Here is a 26,009-nt window from a genome sequence, read left to right as displayed (position 1 = left end):
CTTTTGCCATTTCCTCTCAGCGCGATACACTTCAATCATAACAGTCCACGGAAGGGAACCTCATGTCCGAACCTGCCGACCTCGTGTCCGAGATCGAAGCGCTGGAAAACAAGCTGCAAGAGGCCAAATCCTCGATCACCCGCCGCTTTATCGGGCAGGAGAAGGTCGTGGACCTGACCCTGACCGCGCTTTTGTGCGGCGGTCACGCGCTGCTGATCGGTCTGCCGGGGCTGGGCAAGACGCGGTTGGTCGAGACGCTTTCGACCGTGATGGGCCTGCATGGCAACCGCATCCAGTTCACGCCGGACCTGATGCCCGCTGATATTCTGGGCTCGGAAGTGCTGGATACTGCCGAAGATGGCAGCCGCCATTTCCGGTTCATCTCCGGCCCGATTTTCTGTGAGTTGCTGATGGCGGATGAGATCAACCGTGCCAGTCCCCGGACTCAATCGGCACTGTTGCAGGCGATGCAAGAGCGTACGGTGACAGTCGCGGGCGAAGACCGCGAATTGGGCGTACCGTTCCATGTGCTGGCAACGCAGAACCCGATTGAGCAGGAAGGGACCTATCCATTGCCCGAAGCTCAACTGGACCGGTTTCTAGTGCAGGTCGACGTGGAATATCCGGATCGCCAGACCGAGCGTGATATTCTGCTGGCTACCACGGGTGTTGAGGAAGCCGAGGCGCATCAGATTTTCACCAAAGAAGAATTGCTGGCCGCACAGGTTCTGTTGCGCCGGATGCCTGTAGGAGAGTCGGTTGTCGAACTGATCCTCGATCTGGTCCGCGCCTTCCGCCCGGATGAGGCAGGTGTGTCAGAGCGGGTGAAGGAAACTGTTGCCTGGGGTCCCGGACCGCGCGCTGCGCAGGCTCTGATGATGACCGTGCGCGCAAATGCGATGCTGGAAGGCCGTTTGGCCCCCAATGCCGAGGATGTTCTGACCATGGCCCGTCCGGTTCTCAGCCACCGTATGGCGTTGAACTTCGCGGCGCGGGCACGTGGTGACAGTCTCTCTGACCTGATTGAGTCCACCGCTACTGGGCTGGTCCGAACAGAGGCCGCGGCGTGAGCGCCGCCCAGACCCTACGCGAACGCTCCGAGGCCGAGGCGTCCCGGTTGCCGCCGTTATTGGCGCGTGCCGAGCATCTGGCCGGAACCGTGTTATTGGGCGATCACGGGCGGAGACGCTCGGGTCTGGGGGATGATTTCTGGCAGTACCGCCCTGCGCAGATTGGCGACAGTCGCCGGTTGATCGACCATCGCCGTTCGGCCCGTGGTGATCAGCAGTTTGTACGTGAGCGCGAATGGCAGATTGCACAGTCGATCATGCTTTGGGTCGATCAGGGCGCGTCGATGCGGTTTGCCTCGGACAAGAACTTGCCGACCAAGGCCGATCGTGCGCGCCTGCTGGGGCTGTCGACCGCTATCTTGCTTGTGCGTGGCGGCGAGCGCGTTGGTCTGACTGGCACGACGCTGCCCCCGCGCAGGGGGAATGCTCAGATCATTCGGCTGGCCCAAGCCTGGTCTGAAGATGCGCAAACCGATTACGCGCCACCCGAACACCGCGCCATGATCCCGCATGCGCGTGCGGTGTTTATCTCGGATTTTCTTGGGCCGCTGGACGAGGTCGAGCTGGCCCTTACCAAAGCCGCTGACCGGGGCGTGCGCGGCGTGTTGCTGCAGGTTCTGGACCCCAGCGAGGAGTCCTTTCCCTATTCGGGGCGTACCATTTTTGAAAGTGTTGGTGGCACTGCTCGACATGAAACCTTGAAGGCCGCTGATTTGCGCGATCGTTATCTGGATCGCTTAGCGGCGCGCAAGGACGCGCTGACGCAGCTTTGTCGTGCGACCGGATGGCAGATGGGGCTCCATCACACCGGTGACAGTGCTCAATCGGCTCTGTTGTGGCTTTATCGCGCCTTAGATGGGGGTGCGCAATGACGGTTCTTGCAGGCATCGGCTTTACCGCGCCATGGGTGCTGCTGGGCCTTTTGACCCTGCCGATCCTGTGGCTGATCCTGCGCGCTGTTCCGCCTGCGCCGATCCGCCGACTGTTCCCTGCGGTTACCTTGTTGCTGGGCCTTAAGGATGATGAAAGCGTTTCGGACCGTACACCATGGTGGTTGCTGCTACTGCGGATGCTGGCAGCCGCAGCGATCATCATCGGGCTGGCAGGGCCGGTGTTGAACCCCTCACGCGATGAGACCGGATCTGGGCCGCTTCTGCTGGTGCTGGATGCAAGCTGGGGGGGCGCGACACGTTGGTCCTCGACACTTGATCAGATTGATGCGCAATTGACGGAAGCCGGGCGGGCGGGTCGTCCTGTGTCGATCTTGCGTCTGACTGAGCCTGAGGCACCTGTGTTTCAGGCCGCCGAGGCGTGGCGTGGGCGTCTGCCGGGCCTTACACCGATGCCGTGGCAACCAACCCAAGCGCAGATTGACCAAACTCTGATCGCGTTGGGACAGGTTGAAGGTGGCTTCGACACCCATTGGTTCAGCGACCGTCTGTCCTATGTCGGCCATGATCGTTTGACTTCTGCCCTTCAGGCGCGTGGGGACGTGATTGTCTACCAATCCTCTGCACCCGTTACCGCGATCTTGCCCGCCACCTATCAGGACGGCGCAATCCGACTCAGCGTACAGCGCGCTAATCCAGGACCAGAGGAAAGAGTCACCGTTCTGGCGCAAGGGCGCGACCCGGCAGGAGCAATGCGGGTGCTGCAATCGACCAATCTTGAGTTCGAAAACGGCTCTACGCAGGCGGAAATTGATCTTGCGCTTCCATCGGAACTGCGCGCACGCATTACACGGTTCGAGATTCAAGGCCAGCGCTCTGCCGGCGCCATTACACTGACAGATGACAGCCTGCGTCGGCGCGAAGTGGCATTGATCGCAGGTACCCTGAACCGCGAAGGGTTAGAGTTACTGTCGCCGCTTCACTACCTGACACAGGTGCTGATTCCGACCGCTGATTTTGTCGAAGGCGGCCTGGCCGAGGTTCTCCCCGCTAACCCGGATGTGATCGTATTGGCGGATGTGGCCAAGCTGTCCGAGTCGGAACAGGCTGAAGTCGTCGAATGGGTTGAACAGGGCGGCCTATTGCTGCGCTTTGCCGGCCCACGCATGGCCGCCAGCGATCTGGGGCGCGATACTGAGGATGCACTGTTGCCGGTTCGACTTCGTAGCGGTGGCCGCTCGGTCGGCGGCGCCATGAGCTGGGGTGAAGCGAAGGGGCTTGCTCCGTTCACTGAAAACTCGCCGTTCTATGGGTTGGAGATTCCTGCGGACGTCTCTGTGACCACTCAGGTCATGGCACAACCAGACCCTAATTTGGCGGATCGGGTCATTGCGTCACTGTCGGATGGCACACCATTGGTGACCCGAAAACCGCTGGGGCTGGGGCAGGTGGTTCTGTTCCATGTCACGGCTGATGCGGAATGGTCCAGCCTGCCGCTGTCCGGGCTGTTTGTCGAAATGCTCGACCGGCTTGCCGTTGCCTCTGCTGCCAAATCGCGTCAAGAGGCTCAGATGCAGGGCACCGTATGGGAGCCGATTCAAATAATGGATGGCTTCGGTGTTTTGACTGACGCAGGAACGCTGCCCGGTGTCGATGGAGTCGAACTGGTTTCTGGGCAAATCGGGCCGGACCTGCGCCCGGGGCTTTATGAAAACGGCAAGCAGAAACTGGCGCGGAATGTTCTTGCCGAGGATGCTGTACTATCCCCGGTGATCTGGCCGTCTGACGTCCCAATCCGGGGTCAGGAGATCAGCAATGAGACTCCGTTGGAAGGGCTGTTGCTTGGCCTTGCACTGTTGTTGCTGACAATCGATGTGATTGCGTCTTTGGCGTTGTCGGGGCGCTTGGCCAAGGCAGCCCCTGTTGCATTTGCGCTTGCTGCCCTGTTCCTTGCCCCCGAGGTGCGGGCACAGACCCCTGAAGACACCGATTTTGCATTGAACGCGACGCATGAGCTTGTGCTGGCCCATGTACTTACCGGGAATGCTCAGGTCGACGATATCGCGCTGGCCGGGCTGCGCGGGTTGGTGCAGACGCTGCATTTTCGCACTTCGGTCGAACCCGCCGACCCGATTGGCATCGACCTTGAACGTGATGAGCTTGCATTCTTTCCGCTGCTCTATTGGCCTGTTACTCCGGACCAGCCGCAGCCCTCGATTGAAGCTTATGCAAAGCTGAACGCCTATCTGCGTTCGGGCGGGATGATTTTATTTGATACGCGCGACGCCGATATCGCCGGTTTCGGGACGTCCAGCCCCAATGGGCGCAAGCTGCAACAACTGGCCGCCCCGTTGAATATCCCCTCATTAGAGCCTGTCCCGCGTGATCATGTCCTGACCCGCGCCTTTTATCTGCTGCAGGATTTCCCCGGACGATATTCTGGCACCGAGGTCTGGGTCGAAGCCGCGCCACCCGATGCCGAGCAGATCGAAGGAATGCCCTTCCGAAACCTCAACGATAACGTGACCCCGGTGGTGATCGGCGGTAATGACTGGGCCGGGGCCTGGGCGGTGGATCGCAACGGTCAGTCCCTGTTGCCCGTGGGTCGCGGTTATGCCGGAGAACGACAGCGCGAGTTGGCCAATCGGTTTGGGGTTAATCTGGTAATGCATGTGCTGACCGGGAATTACAAATCCGATCAGGTTCACGTGCCCGCGCTTTTGGACAGGTTGGGACAATGACCGGAACCGTCATCTTTGACCCGCTAATCCCGTGGCCGTTTCTGGCAGCCGTGGCATTGATTGCCATGTCAGGTGTGGTTCTGGCGCTTTGGCGCGGTCTGTCGGGCTGGGCCCTGCGCGGCTTGGCGGCCTTGGTCATCCTCGGGGCGCTTAGCGGTCCTGTTTATCAGGTCGAAGATCGTGCGCCGCTTACCGACATCGTGTTGATGATCGAAGATGAAAGCGCCAGTCAAACCCTATCGGATCGTGCCGAACAGACTGCTCAGGCTGCCAACGACCTCGCGACCGAGATCGAAGCCCGAGATAATACCGAGCTGCGCCGCATCCAGGTTGGTGACGGCGATGGTGACGAGGGCACGCAGGTCATGGCTGCGCTGAACGCGGCGCTGGCCGAAGAACCCCGTGCGCGGATTGCGGGCATTGTCGTGGTGTCAGACGGCATCGTTCATGATGCAGACCTGGCACCCGACCTACCTGCTCAAATGCATCTGTTGCAGACCGGGCGCGAAGGCGATTGGGATCGGCGCCTGATCGTGCGTAACGCCCCAGCCTTCGCCATTATCGGTGAGCCCGTGACCCTGACCCTGCGCGTCGAAGATACTGGCGCTGCGCCTGCTGGAGTTACTAACGCTCCGCTTGAGATATCCGTCGATGGAGGTGAACCCGAGCAGTTCACCATTCCAATCGGTCTGGACGTCGAGCTCCCGATCACGCTGCCGCATGGTGGTCGGAACGTCATCCAGTTCACGGTCCCGCAGGCCGAGGGTGAGCTGACTGACCGCAACAACACGGCTCTGATCCAGATGAACGGTGTGCGGGATCGCCTGCGTGTTCTGCTGGTATCGGGCGAGCCGCATCCGGGCGGGCGTACTTGGCGCAACCTGCTGAAATCTGACAGCTCGGTTGATTTGGTCCATTTCACCATCCTCCGGCCGCCGGAAAAACAGGATGGCGTACCGGTGGATGAGCTCTCACTGATTGCCTTCCCAACGCGAGAGTTGTTTCTGGAGAAGATCAATGATTTCGACCTGATCATCTTTGATCGCTACAAGCGGCGCGGCATCCTGCCTGCGATCTATCTGGACAATGTTGGCGACTATATCGTCAATGGTGGCGCGGTGCTGGTCGCTGCTGGCCCTGATTTTGCCACGGCTGACAGCCTGTACCGATCCCCGCTTGGGCCGGTCCTGCCCGCAAAACCCAGTGCGCGGGTTTACGAGGAACGGTACGTGCCCATGGTCACCGATCTGGGCCAGCGTCATCCGGTTACCGCTGATCTGGGCGATGCTGAGACTTGGGGCGCTTGGCTGCGCCAGATCGATGTCAGCCAGCTGTCCGGCAATATGCTCATGACCGGCGTGGATGATCGTCCGTTGCTGCTGTTGGATCGCGTGGGTGAAGGCCGTGTGGCGCTGATGGCATCAGACCACGCCTGGCTATGGAGCCGCGGCTTTGAGGGCGGTGGCCCGCAGTTGGAACTACTCCGCAGGCTGGCGCATTGGATGATGAAAGAACCCGAGCTTGAGGAAGAGGCGCTGTGGGCCGAAGCGAACGGCCAGTCCATGCGCATTATCCGTCAAACGCTGGAGGATGAGGTTGGCCCAGTCACCGTCACCCCCCCCAATGGCGACACCTTGGAGATTACGCTAAACGAAGTCTCGCCCGGTCGGTTCGAGGCGCAGTACTTCGGCCCTGAAATTGGCCTGTACCGTCTGGAAGAGGGTGCGCATTCTGCCGTGATCGGTCTTGGTCCTGCTGCACCAAAGGAATTCGAGCGCACGATCGCGACCGATGAGATTCTAAGACCCGTTCTGGCCAGCCTGCGCGGAGGAACGATCCGGTTGGAAGAGGGTCTGCCCTCAATCCGGAATGTCCGTGCGGGCCGACCGGCAGCAGGTCGGGGCTGGATCGGTCTGACCCCGCGCGACGCCTATGAAACCCGCGATGTTACACAGGCCGGGTTGCTTCCACCCTGGCTGGTGCTGTTGCTGGCCGGTGGGTTCCTCTTGGCCGGTTGGTTGCGCGAGGGACGTCGCTAACGCTGCTTAAGCACTTTTTCATGCTCTACCGCGATGCTCTGAGCAGATTATCGCGGGAAAACTTTACATGAGTCTTGCTGAGAAACTGGCGCAGGAACGGCGCGCACGACTGGCGGCCGAGCGGTTGTTGCATCTGAAACAGGCCGAGTTGTCTGCTGCCAACCGCAAATTGGGACGTCATGCTATCGCATTGACACGTCAGATCGATGAGACTCAGGCCGAGGTTGCGACGGTTCGCGATGAAAACGAAAAGGTCAAATCCGATCTGACCGTAGCCAATGCCAAGATCGAAGTGGCTGAACGCCGCCTGTGGCATTCGATCCAGACCATCCCTGACGGGTTTGCCTTTTTCGACGGCAACAACACACTGATCGGTGCCAACGCCGCTTACCTAAGCGTTTTCGATGGGCTGGAAGAGGTCGCGCTGGGGATCAGCTACACGCGTATTCTCGAAATTCTGACCCATGAAGGGATCGTGGACATCGGCGCGGAGAATATCGCGGACTGGCAGGCGCGTATGCTTGCACGCTGGGCGCAACCGCACCCCGAACCCGAGGTGATCCAGTTGTGGAACAGCCAATATATCCGGCTGATTGATCAGCGGGGCCACGGCGGTGACGTGCTGAGCCTGGCGTTGAACATCACAGCCTCGGTCCGGCATGAGGCCGAGCTAAACGCTGCACGTGAACGGGCCGAGGCCGCAAACCGCGCCAAATCCGCCTTTCTGGCCAATATGAGCCATGAGATTCGCACGCCGATGAACGGGATCGTCGGTATGACCGAATTGCTGACCGAAACCCCGATGAACGAAGAACAAAGGCTCTATGTAAGCACAATTCGCAATTCGGGCGAGGCTTTGCTGGTCATCATCAACGATGTTCTCGACTATTCCAAGATCGAGGCCGACAAGTTGACGCTGCACCCCGAACAGTTCGATTTGGAGCGCTGTATCCTTGAGGTCGCGATGCTGTTGCAACCCAGCGTACGCGACAAGGGCCTGACCTTGCTGGTGGACTATGACCTGTTCCTGCCGACGCTTTTTGTGGGGGATCCGGGGCGGATTCGGCAGATTCTGACCAACCTTGTCGGCAATGCAGTGAAGTTTACCGCGCAGGGCCATGTCCTTATTCGGGTGACCGGCGTTCCCGACGCGACAACTGAAACCTGCGACATCCACGTGGCCATCGAGGATACGGGTATCGGAATCAAAGCCGACAAGGTCCCGCACATCTTTGGTGAATTCAATCAGGTTGAGGATGCTCAGAACCGCCAATTCGAAGGCACGGGTTTGGGGCTGGCAATCACCAAGCGGCTGATCTCGATGATGGGCGGTGCCGTCTGGGTCGAAAGCGACGCGGGCAAAGGATCTTGCTTTGGTTTTCGTATCACGCTGCCCACGGCCGAAGGTCCGCAGCCCGTTCCGCCCGATCTGGCGGGGCAGTTGGGCCAGGTTCTGGTGGTCGAGGATATGGCCGTCAACCGCGCCATTTTGACCAAGCAACTGAGCCGCCTTGGGTCTCAGGCGCTCACCTGTTCAACAGGGGCTGAAGCGCTTTCTGCAATGGGCAAAACTATTGATCTGGTGCTGTGCGATCACGATCTGCCGGACATGGACGGTCTGGAACTCGCCACAACACTGCGCGACAAAGGATGGGGTGATCTGCCAATTGTGGTGATGTCGGCCAATCCGGGTGTGATTCATGCCGACCCGGCCCATCGCCTGATTGACGGCGTGTTGCAAAAGCCCATTCCTCGCGCCGAGCTGTATTCACGGCTGATGGCGCTGGGTGCTCCTGTATTCAAGTCGGATCGCAGTGACGACTGCGTCGCTGAACCCGAGACTCATGCGCAAGTTCCGCAGAATCAGAGGCTGATGCGGGTTCTGGCAGCCGAGGACAATCGAACCAATCAACTGATCCTTCAAAAGATGACCAAAGATCTGAAGATCGATTTGAAATTCGTCTCCAATGGGTTGGAGGCGATCGAAACCTTCGCCAGTTTCGACCCGGACCTGATTTTCATGGATATCTCGATGCCCAAGATGGATGGGAAAGAGGCGACGGGTGAAATCCGGCGGCGCGAGATCGGAACGGATCGACATGTTCCCATAGTGGCCCTGACGGCCCATGCCATGACAGGGGATGATCAGGGCATACTGGCAGCCGGGCTTGATCATTATCTGACCAAACCGTTGCACAAGAAACTGATCCACAAGATGATACTGGAACATCGTCCAGCCGATGCCCAATTGGTCGGTGCAGAAGGTGAAAGTACGGAATAGGATCGATTTATGTCAGATGAGCGCGGTTTTCGCCCCCGGGGATTGGGTGAGATTGCAATTCGCTGCGCCGATATGGCGGCAATGGTGTATTTCTATGAGAAGGTGATCGGGTTGCAGCGATTGCAAGGCGACCATAACAGCGCCATCACCTTTTTTCGGATTGCCGAAGGGTTTGGTGGACATACACAGGTGCTGGCCCTGTTTCACCAGTCTGTTGGCTCTGAGCGTGGATCGGGCCAGACTGGCGCGGCAGTGCCAGTAACAGGGGGCGCCTCGGCCCTGCACCATATCGCGCTGTCGCTGCCCTTTGTCGAACAGGATGCTGTCATGCGCTGGTACGACCAGATCGACCAGCCTTATCGGGTCGAGCATTTTGGCTGGATCGGCTGGCGCGGTATCTTCACCCAAGACCCCGAAGGGAACACCGTTGAGCTTGTAGCCTACGACTCTTCACTGCTCGATTAGGCCTGATAGGGGCGAACAAACACAGGTTTGTAGTCGTCAGACAGATCTGCCCTGTATTCATAACCACCGCTGTCGAAATCCAACAGGCCAATGGGATCGGTCAGGCGGTGCTGGATGATGTAGCGTGCCATCGCACCGCGCGCTTTCTTGGCGAAGAAGCTGACGATCTTGGGGGTGCCGCCCTTGTCCTCCATGAAGACCGGGGTCACAACGGGCAGCTTCAGTGCCTTCAGGTCGACCGCGCCGAAGTATTCCTGACTGGCGCAGTTCACCAGAACCTTGCTGTCAGTTTCGGCGGCCTGCGCGTTCAGCACCTTGCTTAGCTGATCACGCCAATATTCGTACAGGTTTTTTCCGCGTCTGGTTTTCAGTTTACTACCCATCTCAAGCCGGTAGGCCTGTATGGCATCCAGCGGGCGCAATACGCCATAAAGCCCGGACAGAATGCGCAGGTGATCCTGTGCCCAGGCCATTTCGTCGGCATCCAGCGATGCGGCTTCAAGCCCTTGATAGGTATCGCCCGCAAACGCCAGTGCGGCAGGGCGCGTCGTCTCCGCATCGGGCGCGTCCGAGAACATACGATACCGGTCGCGGTTCAGGCGGGCCAGATCATCGCTCAGGTCCATCAGTTTTTTCAGATCGCCCAATGTCAGATTGCGTGCGGTCTTCGACAAGCGGATCGCATCATCCTGAAAATCGGGTTGGGATAATTCGACGTTTCGTTCTGCCCAATCCAGCCGCTTGGCCGGGGAAATCACTACCAGCATATCCGCCCTCGTTTCTCGCCTGTTCAGGCGTATCTAGCCCGCCTGTTGCAGCACGTCCAGAAACGCCGCGCCAAACCTTTCGTGACGACGGTCACCCAGAACCTGCTCCATCGCTCGTGGATCATCCGGGTGCAGTTGCGCCACTTTCGCCAGTTGCGAGGCCGTACAGCTTAGCGGTTTGTCGATCCCGTCGGGGCCACGCGACAATTGCGATTGAACCTCAAGCAACTGATCGTAAATGTCGCCCTGATTGCGGCCGGCAAGCTTGCGCCGCGCCGGGTGCAATTCTTCTACCGCGCCGGTCAGCACCTCAAGGAAAGTGGAACCATAGCGCTCCAGTTTCTTTGACCCGATACCGCTGATCCGCGCCATGTCATCCAGATTTGCAGGTCGGGTTTCTGCCATCTCGATTAGGGTGCGATCAGGAAAAATGACATAAGCCGGGACCCGAGCGGCCTCGGCCAGTGCGCGCCGCTTGGCCTTGAGCGCCGAGAGCAGCGGCGCGTCTTCCTCGGACACCATCGATTTGACAGCGGGTCGTCGGGTGGCTTTGCGGATGGTATCCTTGCGCAGATCGATCTGCGCCTCTCCTTTCAGGATGGGTTTGGCGGTTTCTGTCATACGCAGCGCGCCGTGGCGTTCAGGGTCGGGGCGCACCAAATCATGGCCCATCATCTGCCGGAAGATCGCTTGCCATTGTGGGCGCGACCAGTCCTTGCCGATGCCGTAGGTGGACAGATTGTCGTGTCGCCGTGCGCGAATTTTATCGGTGTCGTTGGCAAGCAGAATGTCGATCAGATGACCTGCGCCGAACCATTCCTCGGTGCGTAGAATGGCGGACAGAGCCATGCGGACGGGCGTTGTGCCGTCGAAGACCTCGGGCGGGTTGTCGCAGAGATCGCACTTGCCGCAGGGTTCAGCCTGTTCCCCAAAATACCCCAGCAAGGTCTGGCGGCGACATTTCAGTGCTTCGGCCAATCCCAGCAGCGCGTTAAGACGCGCATGATCCGCCATGCGCCGTTCAGGTGGGGCTAGCCCTTCGTCGATCTGTGAGCGTCGTAGTCGGATATCGTCAGGCCCGAACAGGGTCAGGGTCTCGGCTGGTCCACCATCGCGTCCGGCGCGACCGATTTCTTGATAATAGGCCTCGATCGATTTCGGCAAATCCGCATGGGCGACCCAGCGGATGTCCGGCTTGTCGATACCCATGCCAAAGGCGACCGTAGCGACGACAATCAGTCCGTCCTCGCGCGCAAAGCGAGCTTCCACGATGCGGCGATCCTCGGCCTCCATCCCGCCGTGATAGTGGCAGGCCGTGTGACCTTCGGCGCGCAGGGCTTGCGCCAGCACCTCGGTCTTGTTGCGGGTCCCGCAATAGACGATGCCGGACTGGGTTTTGCGCGCGGCAGCGAAATCGAGGATCTGTTTGCGCGGTCCATCCTTGGCGGCAAAAGCCAGATGGATATTGGGCCTGTCGAACCCCCGCAGGAATTTGCGCGGCGCGACACCGTCGAACAGTTTTTCGACGATCTCGTCCTGCGTTTCCGCATCCGCTGTCGCGGTGAACGCGGCGAGGGGAACATTCAAAGCGCGCCGCAGCTCTCCGATCCGCAGATAATCAGGGCGGAAATCGTGGCCCCATTGGCTGACACAATGGGCCTCATCCACCGCGATCAGATTGACGTTGATCCTGCGCAGCATCCCCAGCGCCGACCCGGCGGCCAGACGCTCGGGCGCCATATACAGAAGCTTGAGCCGTCCAGCCTCTAATGCGTCCCACACCGCATCAGTTTCTTCGGGGGTGTTGCCCGAGGTGAGCGCGCCCGCCTCGACACCGGCTTCCTGCAGCCCACGCACCTGATCGCGCATCAAGGCGATCAGCGGAGAGATCACAACAGTCACGCCGTCTCGCAGCAACGCAGGTAATTGGAAACATAAGGACTTGCCCCCACCAGTGGGCATGATCGCCAGCACGTTTTCACCTGCGGTCACGGCGTCGACGATCTCTTCCTGACCGGGGCGGAAGTCGTCGAATCCGAAAACGTCTCGCAACAAGGGTGCGGAGTCGAACATGCGACGGAGGATCCTGTTTTATGGTTTATCTGCTCTTAAGACAGGACCATCACATACTAAGATTCGGTGAACAAGAGGTCAGTAGAAATAGACTGCGTTGTTGATCAGGATGATCCGCAACGCATAGACCCCGATCAGCACCACCAGAGGGGTCAGATCCAGACCGCCCATGGCGGGCAGAATGCGGCGAATGGGGCCGTAGATCGGCTCTAACAAACGGTTCAGTCCGTACCAGATTTGCGCCACCAGTTGCTGGTGCAGGTTCAGCACCTGGAAGTTGATCAGCCAGCTCATGATCACATGGGCAAGGATGATGAACCAGACAATGTCCAGGATCAGCAGAAGGATTTGGATCAGCGACAGCATGGGCACTCCGTTCGTCAATTGCCCTGAGACCTAAGCGTCACAGCCGCAAAGAGCAAGTGCGCCCCAACAGAACGCTTGCGAATTGACCCAAAGCCCCGTCTTATGATCGCAACAATAATAATATGGGGCAGAGATGGCGGAGATTTCCAAGCGTAAGCGCATCTGGGGCTGGTGGTTTTTCGACTGGGCCAGCCAGCCGTTCCATACATTGCTGGTGACCTTTGTCTTTGGCCCCTATTTCGCCGGGGTGGCGGCTCAATACTATGCGAATACCGGATTAGACACCGATGCTGCGGCGGCGCAGGCGCAGACCGTCTGGGCGAATTGCCTGACCATAACTGGGCTGATCATCGCGTTCGGAGCGCCCCTTTTGGGCGCGATGGCGGATGTTTCGGGTCGGCGCATCCCGTGGATTCTCGGGTTTTCGGTGATGTACGCGGTGGGGTCTGCCGCGTTGTGGTATACGATGCCCGATGGCTCGAACATGTGGTTGATGCTGTCGGCTTTTGGTCTGGGCTTTGTGGGCGCAGAATATGCACTGATCTTCATCAACTCTCAGTTGCCCGATCTGGGTGACGATAGAGAAGTGGGCGAGATTTCAGGTTCGGGCTTCGCCTTCGGCTATTTCGGAGGCCTGTTGTCGCTGGCCATCATGCTGGCGCTGTTTGTTGAACAGCCCAACGGCAAGACCTTGATTGGTATGGATCCGTTGTTCGGGCTGGATGCGGCAACGCGTGAAGGGACGCGGTTTGTCGGCCCCTTCACCGCGGGATGGTTCGTGTTGTTCATGGTGCCGTATTTCCTGTGGGTTCGGGATGATCCTGAGACCAACAAACAGGGTAGCGTGGGTGAGGCGCTGCGCTTGCTGGGCAAGTCCGTGGCGGCGCTGCGTCACCGGGTCAGTCTGGCGACCTATCTGGGGTCTTCTATGTTCTATCGCGACGCGTTGAACGGGCTATACAGTTTCGGAGGCGTCTATGCACGGCTGGTGCTTGAATGGGATTTGATCAAGATCGGCGTGTTCGGAATTGTCAGCGTTCTGGCCTCGGCCATCTTTGCGTGGATCGGAGGCAAGATGGATCGTAAATACGGCCCTAAACCGGTGATATTGGTTGCGATTTGGGTTCTGATCTTTGTCTGCGTAACGGTTGTGTCGATGGATCGAACACAGATCTACGGAATTTCATTGCCCTTAGGCTCGGGTCTGCCGGACATGGCGTTCTTCGGGTGCGGAGTTCTGATCGGCGGCATGGGAGGTATTCTGCAATCCGCCAGCCGTTCATTGATGGTACGCCATACTGATCCCGCCACCCCGGTCGAGAGTTTTGGGCTGTACGGGCTTTCGGGTCGGGCGACCGCCTTTGCGGCGCCGCTATTGATCGGACTAGCAACAGCAGCGACCGGTAGTGCAAGACTGGGGGTGTCACCGATCATTCTGTTGTTTATTCTGGGCCTAGTCCTGATGCGCTGGGTGAAACCGGAAGGGGATCAGAGCAGATGATTTTACTACGTTTTTTGGCCGTTCTGGCCGCAATAGCACTGGCAGGCGTGGCCACGGCACAGCCCTTGGCCAAACAGTTATTCGGAGCCCAGAAGGTGGGGTCGCAGCAAAAGTCCGCCGCATTCGGCAGTTATTCGCGCGGGTGCGCCGCCGGGTCGGTGCAACTCCCTGAAACCGGGCCAACTTGGCAAGCCATGCGCCTGTCGCGCAATCGCAATTGGGGGCATCCTCAGGCGATCGACTATGTGCAGGATCTCAGCCGGTTTGCCGCGAAACAACCGGGGTGGAATGGTCTCTATATCGGGGATATCAGCCAACCGCGGGGTGGGCCGATGACCTCGGGCCATCGTTCGCACCAGTTGGGTTTGGATATCGATATCTGGATGCTGCCGGGCGATAACATGCGCCTAAGCCGCAAAGCACGCGAGAATATCTCGTCTATATCCCTGCGCCGCGCGAACGGCGCGTATGTAAACGGCAACTGGACCAAGCAGCACCATGCGGTATTGCGCGAAGCCGCCAAGGACAAGCGCGTTGCACGGATCTTCGTATTCCCGGGTGCGAAGGTGCAGATGTGCAATGACGAGAAGGGCAATAAAGCCTACTTGCGCAAGATCCGGCCGTGGTGGGGACATCACTATCATTTCCACGTGCGGCTGAAATGCCCGAAAGGATCGAAAGGTTGTGTAAATCAGGACCCACCACCCAAGGGTGATGGTTGCGCCGAGGCACAGCAATGGGTGCGCAATATTCTGAACCCACCGCCACCTGATCCAAATGCACCAGCACCGAAAAAGCGTCGTGAGTTTCGTCTGGCTGATCTACCCCAGCAATGTACCGCCGTTCTGCAATCCAACTGATCACGGCGCTTCTGCTGGCAGGGACTGTTCAGGCGGTGGAGCTTAAGCAGGCTTCGCTGCTGGACAGCTATGTCTGGCGCGACAACGCCAACTGGTTCGGTGGATTTTCGGCGATTCATATCTCAGAAAACGGGCGGAACATGGTCGCTATCAGTGACCGGTCAACACTGATCACCGCGCGGATTGAACGAGATCAAGATACGATCAGAAACATCCAAATCCTTGACCAGTGGCCGATCCTGTCCAGCAAAGGCCGTATCTTGAAGGGGAGGGCAGGGGATTCCGAAGGGCTCGCCGTTGCTGCAGATGGCAGCGTTTACGTCTCGTTCGAAGGCGTTCACCGAGTCGTGCATTACACTGCCCCCGACGCCAATGGACGGGTTCTGCCGCGCCCGCGAGAGTTCCTGAATATGGACCTCAACGGCTCATTTGAAGCGCTGGCGATAGATGGTCGCGGGCAGTTGTATACGCTGACCGAAAAGACCCGCACTGTTCGAGGCGATATACCGGTCTATCGCTGGGATGGCGCACGCTGGTCAGCGCCTTTTGTGTTGCCGCCCCGTGGAAAGTTCCTACCGGTTGCAGCGGATTTCGGGCCCGACGGGAGGCTCTATGTGTTAGAGCGTGCGGTGGCTTTCATCGGCTTCCGCTCACGCCTGCGACGCTGGGTGATCTCTGGCGACGTGCCCAAGGCCGAAGAAACGCTGTTTGAAACCGCTACCGGGGCCCATGACAATCTGGAGGGTCTTTCGGTCTGGCGCGATCAGAACGGGCGGTTGCGCGCAACCATGGTATCGGACGACAATTTTCGTTCCTTGCAACGTACCGAGTTGGTGGAATACTTGCTGCCTGATTGACAGGCCGCAGACAAAGGTCTAAACGCACGGCCTGCCTCGGGATGAGCCTGGGGCCAAGTCGCCGCTACCTTGTCAAAACGGGCATCTGAAAATGCAACGCAATTTTATTCCCGGCATCCTTGCCATGGCCTCGATCGTCGTGGCCTCAAACATTCTGGTCCAGTTCCTGATCCTTGACGGTCTGTTGACCTGGGGTGCCTTCACCTATCCGCTGGCCTTTCTGGTCACCGACATCATGAACCGCGTCTACGGCGTGGGTCCGGCCCGCAAGGTCGTATTCGCCGGTTTTGTCACCGGTATCATCTGCTCGCTGATCGGCAGCCAGATCATGCTGCAGGGTGACGGCTTCACCTATGCCGCCGTGCCGCTGCGCATCGCAGTCGCTTCGGGCACCGCCTTCCTGATTGCGCAACTGACCGACGTCACTGTGTTCAACTCACTGCGTGGTGGCCGCTGGTGGCGCGCACCGCTGGTGTCGACACTGGTTGGCTCGGCGCTGGACACCGCGATCTTCTTTACCCTGGCGTTCTCGGCCTCGGTTACCGTCTTTGGTGCCAATGCAGATTCAGCGATCAACTGGGCGTGGGAGCCTGTGCCGTTTATGCTAAGCGGCCCGATGGCCCCGCTCTGGGTAACGCTGGCCTTCGCCGACTGGCTGGTGAAACTGTCGCTGGCGCTAATCGCCCTGATTCCGTTCAAGGTGATTGTTGCCCGTTTGACCGCCGCGCAGCCTGCATAAAAAAGTGCTTTGAGATTGGCGCATCTTGTGCCAGGCTCAGAGTTAACCGCAACAGATAGAAAAGGAGGTGATCCAGTGTCGAGAAAGAGATTGGAGAGAGGTGTTGGAACAACCGGGGGGATCGCCTGTTAAGGCAGCCCTTGGCGGAGCGCTCGCTCCGGCTGGTCGATTGATCTAACCGACCCAACCTCCTGAACTTTCGAAGGGCCGTCCCGCCGGGGCGGCCCTTTTTGTTTTCAACTGCGCCCTGTAAGGTTCGATCCATGTTGCGCATCACCGACGATATCGCCCTGCAAGACTGGGAAATGACCGAGAGCTTCGTGCGGTCCTCTGGTCCGGGTGGGCAGAACGTCAACAAGGTCTCCACCGCCGTTGAGCTGCGGTTCGAGGCCGCGCGCTCACCCTCCTTGCCTGATCCGGTCAAGACACGTCTGAAACGGCTGGCCGGACGTCGCTGGACCAAGGACGGCGCCATCATCATTCAATGTGAAGAAACACGCTCTCAGGCCCGCAACCGCGACATCGCGCGCGCCCGGTTGGCTGAACTGATCACGCGGGCTTTGGTCAATCCCAAGCGCAGGATCGCGACCAAACCCACTTATGGTTCGGTCAAGCGAAGGCTTGCTGCTAAAAAAGCCCGCGCGGATGTCAAAGCCCTGCGAGGCAAAGTGTCCGAAGATTGATCTGGCAGTTTCGCTGCACGTTGCTACTCTGCCGGTGCAAGACGCAGGGGAGGTAAAGCCATGAGGCTTGAGGGAAAAACCGCCATCGTAACCGGCGGCGCATCCGGGTTCGGCGCAGGGATTGTGCAAAAATTCTTGGCCGAAGGTGCCCGCGTGATGATCGCAGATATCAATGGCGAAGCGGCTTCCAACATGGCGTCTGCGGTCGGCACGAATGCCATCGCACAGCGCGTTGACGTCTCGGATGCGGCATCGGTTCAGGCCATGGCACATGCGGTGTCGGAAGAATTCGGAAAGCTTGATATTCTGGTGAATAATGCGGGCGTGACGCACTTGCCGGCCCCACTTGAGGAAGTCAATGACGATGAATTCGACCGCGTCTTCGCCGTGAACATGAAATCCGTTTACCTGACTGCGCGCGCCTTTGTTCCGCAGATGAAGACACGCGGCGCGGGGACGATCCTGAACGTGGCCTCGACCGCAGGCCTGTCGCCGCGGCCCAATCTGAACTGGTACAACGCCTCCAAGGGATGGATGATCACCGCGACCAAGACGATGGCCGTCGAACTTGCCCCTTCGGGCGTGCGCGTCAACGCGATCTGCCCGGTGGCGGGTGAAACCCCGCTGCTGAAATCCTTCATGGGTGAAGACACCCCGGAAATCCGCGCCAAATTCCTGTCGACGATCCCGCTTGGCCGCTTCTCAACTCCCGAAGACATGGCAAACGCCGCCTGTTTCCTCTGCTCGGACGAGGCCAGCATGATCACCGGCACAGCCCTGGAAGTGGACGGAGGCCGATGCATTTGATCCGCCCTTCATCTGGCCATAAATATCTCCGTCGGAGGCAGCGCGCCCCGGCGCGCTTTCCGGCCCAGTGCGCGAGACGTAAATGAACCCCGGACCCAGAAACCTGATCACTGATGTCGCTGGCCTCAAGGTTGGCAATGCGCACGATGATACGCTTAAATCAGGCACAACTGTCCTGACGGCGGACAACCCGTTCACAGCTTCGGTTCATGTGATGGGCGGCGCCCCCGGCACGCGTGAGACCGACCTTCTGGCGGTCGACAAAACTGTTGATCGGGTCGACGCGATTGCTTTGTCCGGCGGCTCGGCCTTTGGACTGGATGCGTGCTCGGGCGTTTCAGACGCATTGCGCGCTCAGGGGCGCGGATTTCAGGTCGGTTCGGCCGTCGTGCCCATCGTACCGGGCGCGATTCTGTTCGATCTACTCAATGGTGGAGATAAGAACTGGACCGAAAATCCTTATCGCGATCTGGGGAAGTCTGCGTATCTCACCGCCTCACCAGAATTTGAACTGGGCTCGGTGGGGGCTGGTACCGGCGCATTGGCCGCGATGCACAAGGGTGGCTTAGGCTCGGCTTCTTTAAAGCTTGAGGGTGGCGTAACCGTCGGCGCGCTGGTTGCGGCCAATCCGCTTGGCAGCGTAACCACACCGGGTGATCGGCATTTTTGGGCTGCGCCGTTCGAGATAGATGACGAGTTCGGTGGATTGGGGCCAGACCCGGCCTCGGGCCTTGGTTTCTCTCTTGTCAGCCGTAAGGCGCAAATGATGCATTCTGCTCCGCCAGATCGCGCAAACACCACGATTGCTATAGTTGCAACTGATGCAGCGCTGACCAAACCGCAATGCCAGCGTCTGGCGGTAGCAGCCCATGACGGCATCGCCCGCGCCATCGTACCTGCGCACACGCCTGGCGATGGAGATCTGGTATTCGGTCTCAGCACCGGCGCGCGCACGGTTGGCCCCGAGGCGATGGCGATGATCGGCCATGCGGCCTCGATCTGTCTTGCGCGCGCGATTGCACGGGCGATCTATCTGGCTTCCCCCCGCGCTGGCGACCTGCTGCCCTGCTGGTCGCAGTTACATGACTTCGGTTAAGTACGACACCGATCGCCTGTGACACAGTGCCGTCGCGCGGCAATCTGCGCGTTGACTCTCTGCTGTGCCAGCGATCCATTCGGTGCAGCCAATTCATATCGGAGCAAAAGCTATGAATCGTATCCTTGCCACCGCAATTGCCGGTCTGCTGGCCCTTCCTGTCTATGCAGAAGGTGATGCCGAAGCGGGTAAGAAGACCTTCAACAAATGCAAATCCTGTCACATGATTGCTGACCCTGCGGGTGAAGTTATCGTTAAGGGCGGTAAGACGGGTCCGAACCTGTACGGAATCGCAGGCCGCACTGCCGGCACTGAAGAAGGCTTCAGATACGGCGATAGCATCGTGGCCGCGGGCGAAAATGGGCTGGTCTGGGATGAAGAGACTTTCGTGGCCTACGCCCAAGACCCCAAAGCATTCTTGAAAGACTATTTGGGGGAAACCTCGGCCAAGTCGAAAATGACCTTCAAGCTGAAGAAAGGCGCCGAAGACGTTTACGCCTATATCGTGAGCGTTTCGGGAGAGTAACTCCGCCAACAGGTTTACAGACGAACTTCGAAATGCCGCAGCCCCTGCGGCCTTTCGTGCGATTGATTGACATTGTAATCAGCGCCACTTTGGTGAAAACCGGTAAGGCCATGTGCACCGGAGATCGCCAACAGGAGACGACAGATGGGAATCTTGATCCCGGCTTGGGTTGAGGGCGAACTGACACCCGTCGACAAGCTGGAGGCGCATGAAAAGGGGCTGCGACACAAGGCTGTGTCCGTGTTTGCCGTGCGCGGGACCGAGATATTGCTGCAACGCCGGGCGATGGGCAAATACCACACGCCGGGTCTATGGGCGAATACCTGTTGTACGCATCCGGATTGGGACGAAAGCGCTTCGCATTGTGCCGTCCGGCGCCTGCGCGAAGAATTGGGCATCACCGGGCTCTATCCCGAATACCGGCATCGATTGGAGTATCACGCCGATGTCGGCAACGGAATGGTCGAGAACGAGGTGGTCGACGTCTTTCTGGCCCATGTGCGTGGGGCTCTGATAATCGAGCCTAACCCGGAAGAAGTGATGGATATCCGCTGGGTCGATTACCACGATCTGCTGGCCGAGGTGAAGCGGCACCCCGACCGTTTTACCCCGTGGCTCAAGATTTATCTGCACAATCACGCTGACACGATATTTGGACCTGACCTGATAATCTCGGCCAATTCATAACCCTGCCTTGCAAGGCGGACGCAAGCGGCATACATCAACGCGTCATGGCCAAGCAGAAGCAGAACACTGACCCGAATTACAAAGTGATCGCCGAAAACCGGCGTGCGCGCTTCGATTATGCGATCGAAGACGATCTCGAATGCGGTATTGTCCTGGAAGGGTCCGAGGTCAAATCCCTGCGTGCCGGTGGGTCGAACATTGCTGAAAGCTATGCGTCGGTTGATGACGGAGAGCTATGGCTGATCAACAGCTATATCGCGCCCTATGAGCAGGCCAAGGTCTTCAAACATGAAGAACGCCGCCGCCGTAAACTGCTGGTGTCACGCAAGGAACTGTCGAACCTGTGGAACGCGACCCAACGCAAAGGCATGACGCTGGTGCCGCTGGTGCTTTATTTTAATCACAAGGGTCGGGCGAAGCTGAAGATCGGCATCGCCAAAGGTAAGAAGCTGCACGACAAGCGCGAAACGCAGGCCAAGCGCGACTGGTCACGGCAGAAACAGCGCTTGATTAAGGACCACAGTTAGAACGCCATGGCCGCCTGAACCGCGCGTTGCCAGCGCGCATAGGCCGCGTCTCGGTCAGCTACGGGTTTTGCAGGCTCAAACCGCCGGTCCAGATCCCAGGTTTCGGCGAATCCGGCCTGATCCGGGTAGACGCCCGCTTTCATGCCCGCCAGCCATGCGGCACCAAGCGCGGTGGTTTCCTGCATCACCGGGCGGTCGACCGGGGCGCCCAGAATGTCGGAAAGCCCCTGCATGGCCCAGTCCGAGGCGCTCATTCCGCCGTCGACGCGCAGGATCACGTCAGTCTCTGCGCCCCAATCGCCTTGCATGGCGTGCCACAGGTCGCGGGTCTGGAACGCGATGCTTTCCAGCGTGGCGCGCGTGATTTCGGCGCGGCCTGAATTGCGAGTCAGGCCAAAGATTGCGCCCCGGCAATCGGGTTTCCAATAAGGCGCGCCCAGCCCAGTAAAGGCAGGGACGAGAACAACGTGCTGGTTCGGATCAGCTTTGGCGGCCAGTTCACCGCTTTGCGGTGCGGTTTCGATGATTTGCAACGCATCGCGCAGCCATTGCACCGCCGCACCAGCAATGAAAATCGAGCCTTCAAGCGCATAGGTTTTCTGCCCGTCCAACTGATAGGCAATTGTCGTTAGCAGCCGGTTTTTCGATTCAACTGGCTGCGTACCGGTGTTGAGTAGTGCGAAACAGCCCGTGCCATAGGTGGATTTCATCATGCCCGGCTGGAAACAGGCCTGTCCGATGGTGGCAGCTTGCTGATCCCCCGCCACGCCGAGAATTGGAATATTACCGCTAAACAGGGAGGTCGATCCGAAGTCTGCGGCGCAATCGCGCACGTCGGGCAACAAAGCTTGGGGGATGTCCAGCAAGTCGCAGATCTCGGTACTCCATTCCCCTTTGTGAATATCGAATAGCAATGTGCGGGCCGCATTGGTGGCGTCGGTGGCGTGCACGCGCCCTTCTGACAGTCGCCAGATCAGGAAGGTATCGATTGTGCCGAACAGCAGCTCTCCGGCGGCGGCACGGTCGCGTGCGCCGGGGACGGTATCAAGCAACCATTTGACCTTGGTGCCTGAAAAATAAGGATCTAGCAGCAGACCGGTCTGGGCAGTTACGTCATCCTCGCATCCGGCTTTGCGAAGACGCTCGCAAATCTCTGCGGTGCGACGGTCCTGCCAGACGATTGCGTTGTGAATGGGGGCCCCAGTGGCGCGATCCCAGATGACAGTGGTTTCGCGTTGGTTGGTAATCCCGATACCAGCGATCTGTGCCGCGGATACACCTGTCGTTTGCATCACTTCACGGCAAACCGTCAGAACGCTGTCCCATATCTCCTCGGCATCATGTTCAACCCAGCCTTCCTGTGGGAAATGCTGTGTAAACTCGTGCTGCGCAGTGCCGACGCGCTGCATTTGCGCGTTGAACAGGATTGCACGAGACGATGTGGTGCCCTGATCGATTGCCAGAATATAGGTCATTCCTGCGCCCCTCCCGCTTTGGTTTTGCAGGACTTTAGCGCAAACACAACCAAACGTGCCAGAGGGGAAATCAGACCGGAGACACCGGTAGATTGTCGATCAGCCGCACGCCGTCGACCAAGGCTGCCGCAAACAGTCGTGCGGGTCGTTTGGCATGGGTCATAGGCTCCAGCGTTTCAGCGCAGCGTAGTTGCAGATACTCCACTTCGTTGAAGCCGGCGGCCAAAAGATCGGCCTGTGCCTGAGAAGCCAAAGCTTCGAATTCTTCACCGCTTTCCAGCGCCTGAACAACTGCACACATGATACGATGTTTTTCGGCTGCGATGGCCAGACCATCCTCGGATAGCCTTTGATTGCGCGAAGACATTGCGAGGCCCGAAGGTTCACGCACCGTGGGGCAACCAATCACCTCGATCGGGATATCGAGGTCGCGGGCCATCCGGCGGACGATCATAAGCTGCTGATAGTCTTTTTCCCCGAAATAGGCTCGATCCGCTTGCGTTTGCAGGAACAGCTTGGCGACAACTGTTGCCACACCATCGAAATGACCCGGGCGGAATTCTCCCTCCATCGCGTCGGTCAGACCCGAGACCGAGACTGTGGTGGCGAAGCCATCAGGGTAAATCTCATCCGGGTCGGGCACGTATATCGCATCGACGTTGTAAGGCGCGAGCTTTTTCGCGTCTTCTTGTTCGGTGCGCGGATAGTTGGCGAGGTCTTCGGGGTTGTTGAACTGCTTGGGGTTTACAAAGATCGTCACGATCACCCGGTCGCAAGCCGTCTTCGCGGCTTCGGCCAGCGACAGATGCCCCTGGTGCAGCGCACCCATGGTGGGGACAACTCCGATCACCTCACCATTCAGATGCCAATCACGGGTCAGAGCGCGCAAGTCTGCCAGTCGACGCAGAATAGGCGCGGTCATGACTTGGGTCCTTTGACGGGTACGGCATCGGCAAAGACATGTTCGTCTGCCGGGAAGCTTCGCGCACGAACCTCGGCTGCGTATTCAGCAATGGCGGCTTCGGCCAACGGGCCAAGATCAGCATAGCGTTTGACGAATTTCGGTTTGAAGGCGGTGAAAAAGCCAAGCATATCGTCCACCACCAGAATTTGCCCGTCGCACCCGGCCGAGGCACCAATGCCAATTGTGGGGATCGCAATCTCAGCGGTAATTCGGTTTGCCAAACCCTGCGGAACTTTCTCTAACACGACCGAAAACGCGCCTGCTTCGACGACGGCCTGGGCGTCGGCCAATACGGCATCGGCCTGTTCGTCGCGCCCTTGTACCTTATAGCCACCCAAAGTGTTTATCGACTGCGGTGTCAGGCCAATGTGTGCCATCACCGGGATCCCGCGTTTGACCAGAAACCGGATGGTTTCAGCCATCTCGACGCCACCTTCCAGCTTAACCGCCCCAGCTCCTGTTTCCGACATCAGCCGGGCTGCGTTGCGGAATGCCTGAGCCGGGTCATGCTCGTAGCTGGCGAAAGGCATGTCGATCACCATCATTGCCTTGTCCAGACCACGGGCAACGGCCTGGCCGTGCATGATCATCATCTCCATCGTCACACCAAGAGTCGACGTCAACCCGTGCAACACCATGCCGACGCTGTCACCGACCAGAACGAAGTCACAATGCGCATCCATCAACTGCGCCATCGGTGTTGTGTAGGCGGTCAACGAGACCAGTGGATCAGTACCTTTCCGGGCGCGGATATCCTCGGCGTTCGGGGCTTTCTTGCGGGCGGTGGCGCTCATGCTCGCTCCTCGCAGGGTTCATGTTGCAGCGCGGCATAGCAGATGCGGCAGGCGCAAAGAAACCCCGGTTGCGCCAACAATTCCTTGATTGACCCCGGGTTTGCGAGGACATTGGTCGCAGATCGGCCCGAAAAAAGCAGGGCTAGCCAATTTCAGTGGGGAGAGATTTTCATGACAAAGCAGCGCTTTCGCTCGTTCGCGTCGGCCCTGGTCCTTGGCGCGGGCCTGTTTGCCACGCAGGCCATGGCCAAATCTGACATCACCATCGCCATGCAGCTTGAGCCACCGCATCTGGACCCGACCAGCGCTGCGGCGCAGGCTATCGATTCGGTTGTCTACACCAATATCTTCGAAGGCCTGACCCGGTTCATGGGGGATGGCTCGGTGGTGCCGGGGCTGGCCGAAAGCTGGGAAATCTCGGATGACGGTACCGTTTACACATTCAAGCTGCGCGACGGTGTGACATTTCACGATGGCACAACGATGGATGCCGAGGACGTCAAGTTTACCCTTGATCGCGCCACGGCAGAAGACAGCGCCAATGCGCAGAAGGCTTTGTTTGCGGGCATTAAAAGTGTCGAGGTAGTGGACCCCCTGACCGTTCAGGTGACGTTGAATGAGCCGAACGGGAACTTCCTTTTCAATCTCGCCTGGGGTGACGCGGTGATCGTTGCGCCCGAAAGCATCGAGAATATCAAGACCAATCCGGTTGGCACGGGGGCCTTCACCTTCTCTGACTGGCTGCAGGGTGACAGCATCATCCTGAATCGCAACCCCGACTATTGGGGCGAACAGCCTGCGCTAGAGACCGCAACGTTTAAGTTCATCTCGGATCCGACCGCCGCCTTTGCCGCCATGATGGCCGAGGATGTAGACGTGTTCGACAACTTCCCCGCACCCGAGAATCTGCCGCAATTCGAGGCTGATCCGCGCTTTCTGGTTCTTGTCGGCTCGACCGAGGGGGAAACCATTCTGTCGACCAACAACAAACAAGCCCCGTTTGATGACATATTGGTCCGACAGGCATTGGCCCACGCGATTGACAGGCAGGCAATCATTGATGGGGCTATGTTCGGCTATGGCACACCCATCGGTACGCATTTTGCTCCGCATAATCCGGCTTACGTCGATCTGACCGGCAATTCGGCCTATGACACGGAAAAAGCCAAGGCGCTGCTGGCCGAGGCCGGGTATCCCGATGGGTTCGAGACCACGCTGCACTTGCCGCCGCCTTCCTACGCCCGACGCGGGGGTGAAATCATCGCTGCGCAACTGGCCGATATTGGCATCACCGCCGAGATCATCAATGTGGAATGGGCGCAGTGGCTGGAAAGCGTGTTCAAGGGCAAGGAGTTTGGCCTGACCATCGTCAGCCATACCGAGCCGATGGATATCGGTATTTATGCCCGGCCCGACTATTACTTCCAATATGACAGCACCGACTTTCAGGCATTGATGGACACGCTGAATTCGACCACGGACCCTGATGAGCGCACACGTTTGCTGGGTGAGGCACAGCGCTTGATTTCGACCGATTACGTCAACGGGTACCTGTTTCAACTTGCCAAACTTGGCGTGGCCAAGGCCGGTGTTAAGGGGCTATGGGAAAACGCACCCACGGCAGCGATCGATCTGACCGGGATCAGTTGGTCCGAATAGAAGAACAGAGTTGGACCGGGGCGATGGCCAGCGCCCCGGCGCGAACTGTTGCACCATGAAACCCACAAGGATTCTGGTTTGGCGGGTTTCTTTTTGTCTATCTTCTCGTGCCTTAGGCGCTGGACCCACACGGGATGTGACC

The 26,009-nt window shown here is 58.9% G+C and carries 23 protein-coding genes; 17 read left to right on the top strand and 6 right to left on the bottom strand.

Annotation, left to right across the window (positions count from 1 at the left end):
• Nucleotides 1–62: 62 nt before the first annotated feature.
• The 6 genes from ACR0JG_RS08350 (at nt 63) to ACR0JG_RS08325 (ending at nt 9,486) form a co-directional block, all read left to right on the top strand.
• Nucleotides 63–1,070, top strand: coding sequence for an AAA family ATPase (locus ACR0JG_RS08350; RefSeq protein WP_170394959.1), 1,008 nt, complete (start codon nt 63–65; stop codon nt 1,068–1,070).
• Nucleotides 1,067–1,942 carry a DUF58 domain-containing protein gene (locus ACR0JG_RS08345; protein ID WP_480568933.1) on the top strand — a complete coding sequence of 292 codons (876 nt, stop codon included), beginning with the start codon at nt 1,067–1,069 and terminating at the stop codon, nt 1,940–1,942. The genes ACR0JG_RS08350 and ACR0JG_RS08345 overlap by 4 nt, the downstream gene beginning before the upstream one ends.
• The gene (locus ACR0JG_RS08340) at nt 1,939–4,701 is read left to right on the top strand and encodes a DUF4159 domain-containing protein (protein ID WP_480568930.1); all 2,763 of its coding nucleotides are present in this window, start codon (nt 1,939–1,941) and stop codon (nt 4,699–4,701) included. Before ACR0JG_RS08345 ends, ACR0JG_RS08340 begins: the two co-directional genes overlap by 4 nt.
• Nucleotides 4,698–6,740: a hypothetical protein gene (locus tag ACR0JG_RS08335; protein WP_480568927.1), complete on the top strand. Its 2,043-nt coding sequence runs from the start codon at nt 4,698–4,700 to the stop codon at nt 6,738–6,740. Before ACR0JG_RS08340 ends, ACR0JG_RS08335 begins: the two co-directional genes overlap by 4 nt.
• 67 nt (nt 6,741–6,807) lie before the next feature.
• Nucleotides 6,808–9,021 carry a response regulator gene (locus ACR0JG_RS08330; RefSeq protein WP_480568924.1) on the top strand — a complete coding sequence of 738 codons (2,214 nt, stop codon included), beginning with the start codon at nt 6,808–6,810 and terminating at the stop codon, nt 9,019–9,021.
• Nucleotides 9,022–9,030: 9 nt separating this feature from the next.
• A complete protein-coding gene (locus ACR0JG_RS08325) occupies nt 9,031–9,486 on the top strand; it encodes a VOC family protein (RefSeq protein WP_480568921.1) in 456 nt (151 codons plus the stop codon).
• On the opposite strand, the gene yaaA is transcribed toward ACR0JG_RS08325, so the two are convergent.
• The 3 genes from yaaA to ACR0JG_RS08310 all read right to left on the bottom strand — a co-directional run bounded on the left by yaaA (nt 9,483) and on the right by ACR0JG_RS08310 (nt 12,692).
• The gene (gene yaaA / locus ACR0JG_RS08320) at nt 9,483–10,253 is read right to left on the bottom strand and encodes a peroxide stress protein YaaA (RefSeq protein ID WP_480568918.1); all 771 of its coding nucleotides are present in this window, start codon (nt 10,251–10,253) and stop codon (nt 9,483–9,485) included. The two genes, ACR0JG_RS08325 and yaaA, sit on opposite strands and share 4 nt — an antisense overlap.
• Before the next feature lie 33 nt (nt 10,254–10,286).
• Nucleotides 10,287–12,326, bottom strand: a complete 2,040-nt coding sequence (recQ, locus tag ACR0JG_RS08315) for a DNA helicase RecQ (protein ID WP_480568916.1) — start codon at nt 12,324–12,326, stop codon at nt 10,287–10,289.
• A gap of 78 nt (nt 12,327–12,404) precedes the next feature.
• Nucleotides 12,405–12,692 (bottom strand): YggT family protein, encoded by a 288-nt coding sequence (locus tag ACR0JG_RS08310; protein WP_170394943.1) that lies wholly within the window; start codon nt 12,690–12,692, stop codon nt 12,405–12,407.
• 133 nt (nt 12,693–12,825) lie between these two features.
• On the opposite strand from ACR0JG_RS08310, the gene ACR0JG_RS08305 reads away from it, so the two are divergent.
• The 10 genes from ACR0JG_RS08305 to smpB all read left to right on the top strand — a co-directional run bounded on the left by ACR0JG_RS08305 (nt 12,826) and on the right by smpB (nt 20,975).
• On the top strand, nt 12,826–14,193 hold the full coding sequence (locus ACR0JG_RS08305; RefSeq protein ID WP_480568913.1) for an MFS transporter: 1,368 nt from the start codon (nt 12,826–12,828) through the stop codon (nt 14,191–14,193).
• Nucleotides 14,190–15,053: a penicillin-insensitive murein endopeptidase gene (mepA, locus tag ACR0JG_RS08300; protein ID WP_170515195.1), complete on the top strand. Its 864-nt coding sequence runs from the start codon at nt 14,190–14,192 to the stop codon at nt 15,051–15,053. The genes ACR0JG_RS08305 and mepA overlap by 4 nt, the downstream gene beginning before the upstream one ends.
• Nucleotides 15,026–15,910 (top strand): esterase-like activity of phytase family protein, encoded by an 885-nt coding sequence (locus ACR0JG_RS08295; RefSeq protein ID WP_480568910.1) that lies wholly within the window; start codon nt 15,026–15,028, stop codon nt 15,908–15,910. The genes mepA and ACR0JG_RS08295 overlap by 28 nt, the downstream gene beginning before the upstream one ends.
• Before the next feature lie 91 nt (nt 15,911–16,001).
• Nucleotides 16,002–16,649, top strand: a complete 648-nt coding sequence (locus ACR0JG_RS08290) for a queuosine precursor transporter (protein ID WP_170648883.1) — start codon at nt 16,002–16,004, stop codon at nt 16,647–16,649.
• Between the two features lie 263 nt (nt 16,650–16,912).
• The gene (gene arfB, locus ACR0JG_RS08285; RefSeq protein ID WP_170394928.1) at nt 16,913–17,332 is read left to right on the top strand and encodes an alternative ribosome rescue aminoacyl-tRNA hydrolase ArfB; all 420 of its coding nucleotides are present in this window, start codon (nt 16,913–16,915) and stop codon (nt 17,330–17,332) included.
• A 60-nt stretch (nt 17,333–17,392) separates the two neighbouring features.
• Nucleotides 17,393–18,139 (top strand): SDR family oxidoreductase, encoded by a 747-nt coding sequence (locus tag ACR0JG_RS08280; protein WP_480568907.1) that lies wholly within the window; start codon nt 17,393–17,395, stop codon nt 18,137–18,139.
• Nucleotides 18,140–18,221: 82 nt separating this feature from the next.
• Entirely contained in the window at nt 18,222–19,235 is a 1,014-nt protein-coding gene (locus ACR0JG_RS08275) for a P1 family peptidase (protein WP_480568904.1), read from the top strand.
• 112 nt (nt 19,236–19,347) lie between these two features.
• The gene (locus ACR0JG_RS08270; RefSeq protein WP_170394920.1) at nt 19,348–19,761 is read left to right on the top strand and encodes a c-type cytochrome; all 414 of its coding nucleotides are present in this window, start codon (nt 19,348–19,350) and stop codon (nt 19,759–19,761) included.
• Nucleotides 19,762–19,905: 144 nt separating this feature from the next.
• A complete protein-coding gene (gene idi / locus ACR0JG_RS08265) occupies nt 19,906–20,448 on the top strand; it encodes an isopentenyl-diphosphate Delta-isomerase (protein WP_480568900.1) in 543 nt (180 codons plus the stop codon).
• Nucleotides 20,449–20,492: 44 nt separating this feature from the next.
• The gene (gene smpB, locus ACR0JG_RS08260) at nt 20,493–20,975 is read left to right on the top strand and encodes an SsrA-binding protein SmpB (protein WP_480568897.1); all 483 of its coding nucleotides are present in this window, start codon (nt 20,493–20,495) and stop codon (nt 20,973–20,975) included.
• Here smpB and glpK read toward each other — a convergent pair.
• The 3 genes from glpK to panB all read right to left on the bottom strand — a co-directional run bounded on the left by glpK (nt 20,972) and on the right by panB (nt 24,208).
• Nucleotides 20,972–22,450, bottom strand: coding sequence for a glycerol kinase GlpK (gene glpK / locus ACR0JG_RS08255; protein WP_480568894.1), 1,479 nt, complete (start codon nt 22,448–22,450; stop codon nt 20,972–20,974). The genes smpB and glpK overlap by 4 nt on opposite strands.
• Before the next feature lie 70 nt (nt 22,451–22,520).
• Nucleotides 22,521–23,372: a pantoate--beta-alanine ligase gene (gene panC, locus ACR0JG_RS08250; RefSeq protein ID WP_480568891.1), complete on the bottom strand. Its 852-nt coding sequence runs from the start codon at nt 23,370–23,372 to the stop codon at nt 22,521–22,523.
• A complete protein-coding gene (panB, locus tag ACR0JG_RS08245) occupies nt 23,369–24,208 on the bottom strand; it encodes a 3-methyl-2-oxobutanoate hydroxymethyltransferase (RefSeq protein WP_170515177.1) in 840 nt (279 codons plus the stop codon). The genes panC and panB overlap by 4 nt, the downstream gene beginning before the upstream one ends.
• Before the next feature lie 171 nt (nt 24,209–24,379).
• On the opposite strand from panB, the gene ACR0JG_RS08240 reads away from it, so the two are divergent.
• A complete protein-coding gene (locus ACR0JG_RS08240; RefSeq protein WP_480568888.1) occupies nt 24,380–25,867 on the top strand; it encodes an ABC transporter substrate-binding protein in 1,488 nt (495 codons plus the stop codon).
• The last annotated feature ends 142 nt before the right edge of the window (nt 25,868–26,009 follow it).

This window comes from Ruegeria sp. AD5, from assembly GCF_056542345.1.
The sequence above is the reverse complement of the archived record's forward strand: the minus strand, read 5'-3'. Positions and strand labels throughout refer to the sequence as shown.

Coding starts and splice junctions, on each gene's coding strand:
- ACR0JG_RS08350 (WP_170394959.1), top strand. CDS start 63: ATGTCCGAACCTGCCGACCTCGTGTCCGAGATCGAAGCGCTGGAAAAC.
- ACR0JG_RS08340 (WP_480568930.1), top strand. CDS start 1,939: ATGACGGTTCTTGCAGGCATCGGCTTTACCGCGCCATGGGTGCTGCTG.
- ACR0JG_RS08335 (WP_480568927.1), top strand. CDS start 4,698: ATGACCGGAACCGTCATCTTTGACCCGCTAATCCCGTGGCCGTTTCTG.
- ACR0JG_RS08330 (WP_480568924.1), top strand. CDS start 6,808: ATGAGTCTTGCTGAGAAACTGGCGCAGGAACGGCGCGCACGACTGGCG.
- ACR0JG_RS08325 (WP_480568921.1), top strand. CDS start 9,031: ATGTCAGATGAGCGCGGTTTTCGCCCCCGGGGATTGGGTGAGATTGCA.
- yaaA (WP_480568918.1), bottom strand. CDS start 10,253: ATGCTGGTAGTGATTTCCCCGGCCAAGCGGCTGGATTGGGCAGAACGA.
- recQ (WP_480568916.1), bottom strand. CDS start 12,326: ATGTTCGACTCCGCACCCTTGTTGCGAGACGTTTTCGGATTCGACGAC.
- ACR0JG_RS08310 (WP_170394943.1), bottom strand. CDS start 12,692: ATGCTGTCGCTGATCCAAATCCTTCTGCTGATCCTGGACATTGTCTGG.
- ACR0JG_RS08305 (WP_480568913.1), top strand. CDS start 12,826: ATGGCGGAGATTTCCAAGCGTAAGCGCATCTGGGGCTGGTGGTTTTTC.
- mepA (WP_170515195.1), top strand. CDS start 14,190: ATGATTTTACTACGTTTTTTGGCCGTTCTGGCCGCAATAGCACTGGCA.
- ACR0JG_RS08295 (WP_480568910.1), top strand. CDS start 15,026: ATGTACCGCCGTTCTGCAATCCAACTGATCACGGCGCTTCTGCTGGCA.
- ACR0JG_RS08290 (WP_170648883.1), top strand. CDS start 16,002: ATGCAACGCAATTTTATTCCCGGCATCCTTGCCATGGCCTCGATCGTC.
- arfB (WP_170394928.1), top strand. CDS start 16,913: ATGTTGCGCATCACCGACGATATCGCCCTGCAAGACTGGGAAATGACC.
- ACR0JG_RS08280 (WP_480568907.1), top strand. CDS start 17,393: ATGAGGCTTGAGGGAAAAACCGCCATCGTAACCGGCGGCGCATCCGGG.
- ACR0JG_RS08275 (WP_480568904.1), top strand. CDS start 18,222: ATGAACCCCGGACCCAGAAACCTGATCACTGATGTCGCTGGCCTCAAG.
- ACR0JG_RS08270 (WP_170394920.1), top strand. CDS start 19,348: ATGAATCGTATCCTTGCCACCGCAATTGCCGGTCTGCTGGCCCTTCCT.
- idi (WP_480568900.1), top strand. CDS start 19,906: ATGGGAATCTTGATCCCGGCTTGGGTTGAGGGCGAACTGACACCCGTC.
- smpB (WP_480568897.1), top strand. CDS start 20,493: ATGGCCAAGCAGAAGCAGAACACTGACCCGAATTACAAAGTGATCGCC.
- glpK (WP_480568894.1), bottom strand. CDS start 22,450: ATGACCTATATTCTGGCAATCGATCAGGGCACCACATCGTCTCGTGCA.
- panC (WP_480568891.1), bottom strand. CDS start 23,372: ATGACCGCGCCTATTCTGCGTCGACTGGCAGACTTGCGCGCTCTGACC.
- panB (WP_170515177.1), bottom strand. CDS start 24,208: ATGAGCGCCACCGCCCGCAAGAAAGCCCCGAACGCCGAGGATATCCGC.
- ACR0JG_RS08240 (WP_480568888.1), top strand. CDS start 24,380: ATGACAAAGCAGCGCTTTCGCTCGTTCGCGTCGGCCCTGGTCCTTGGC.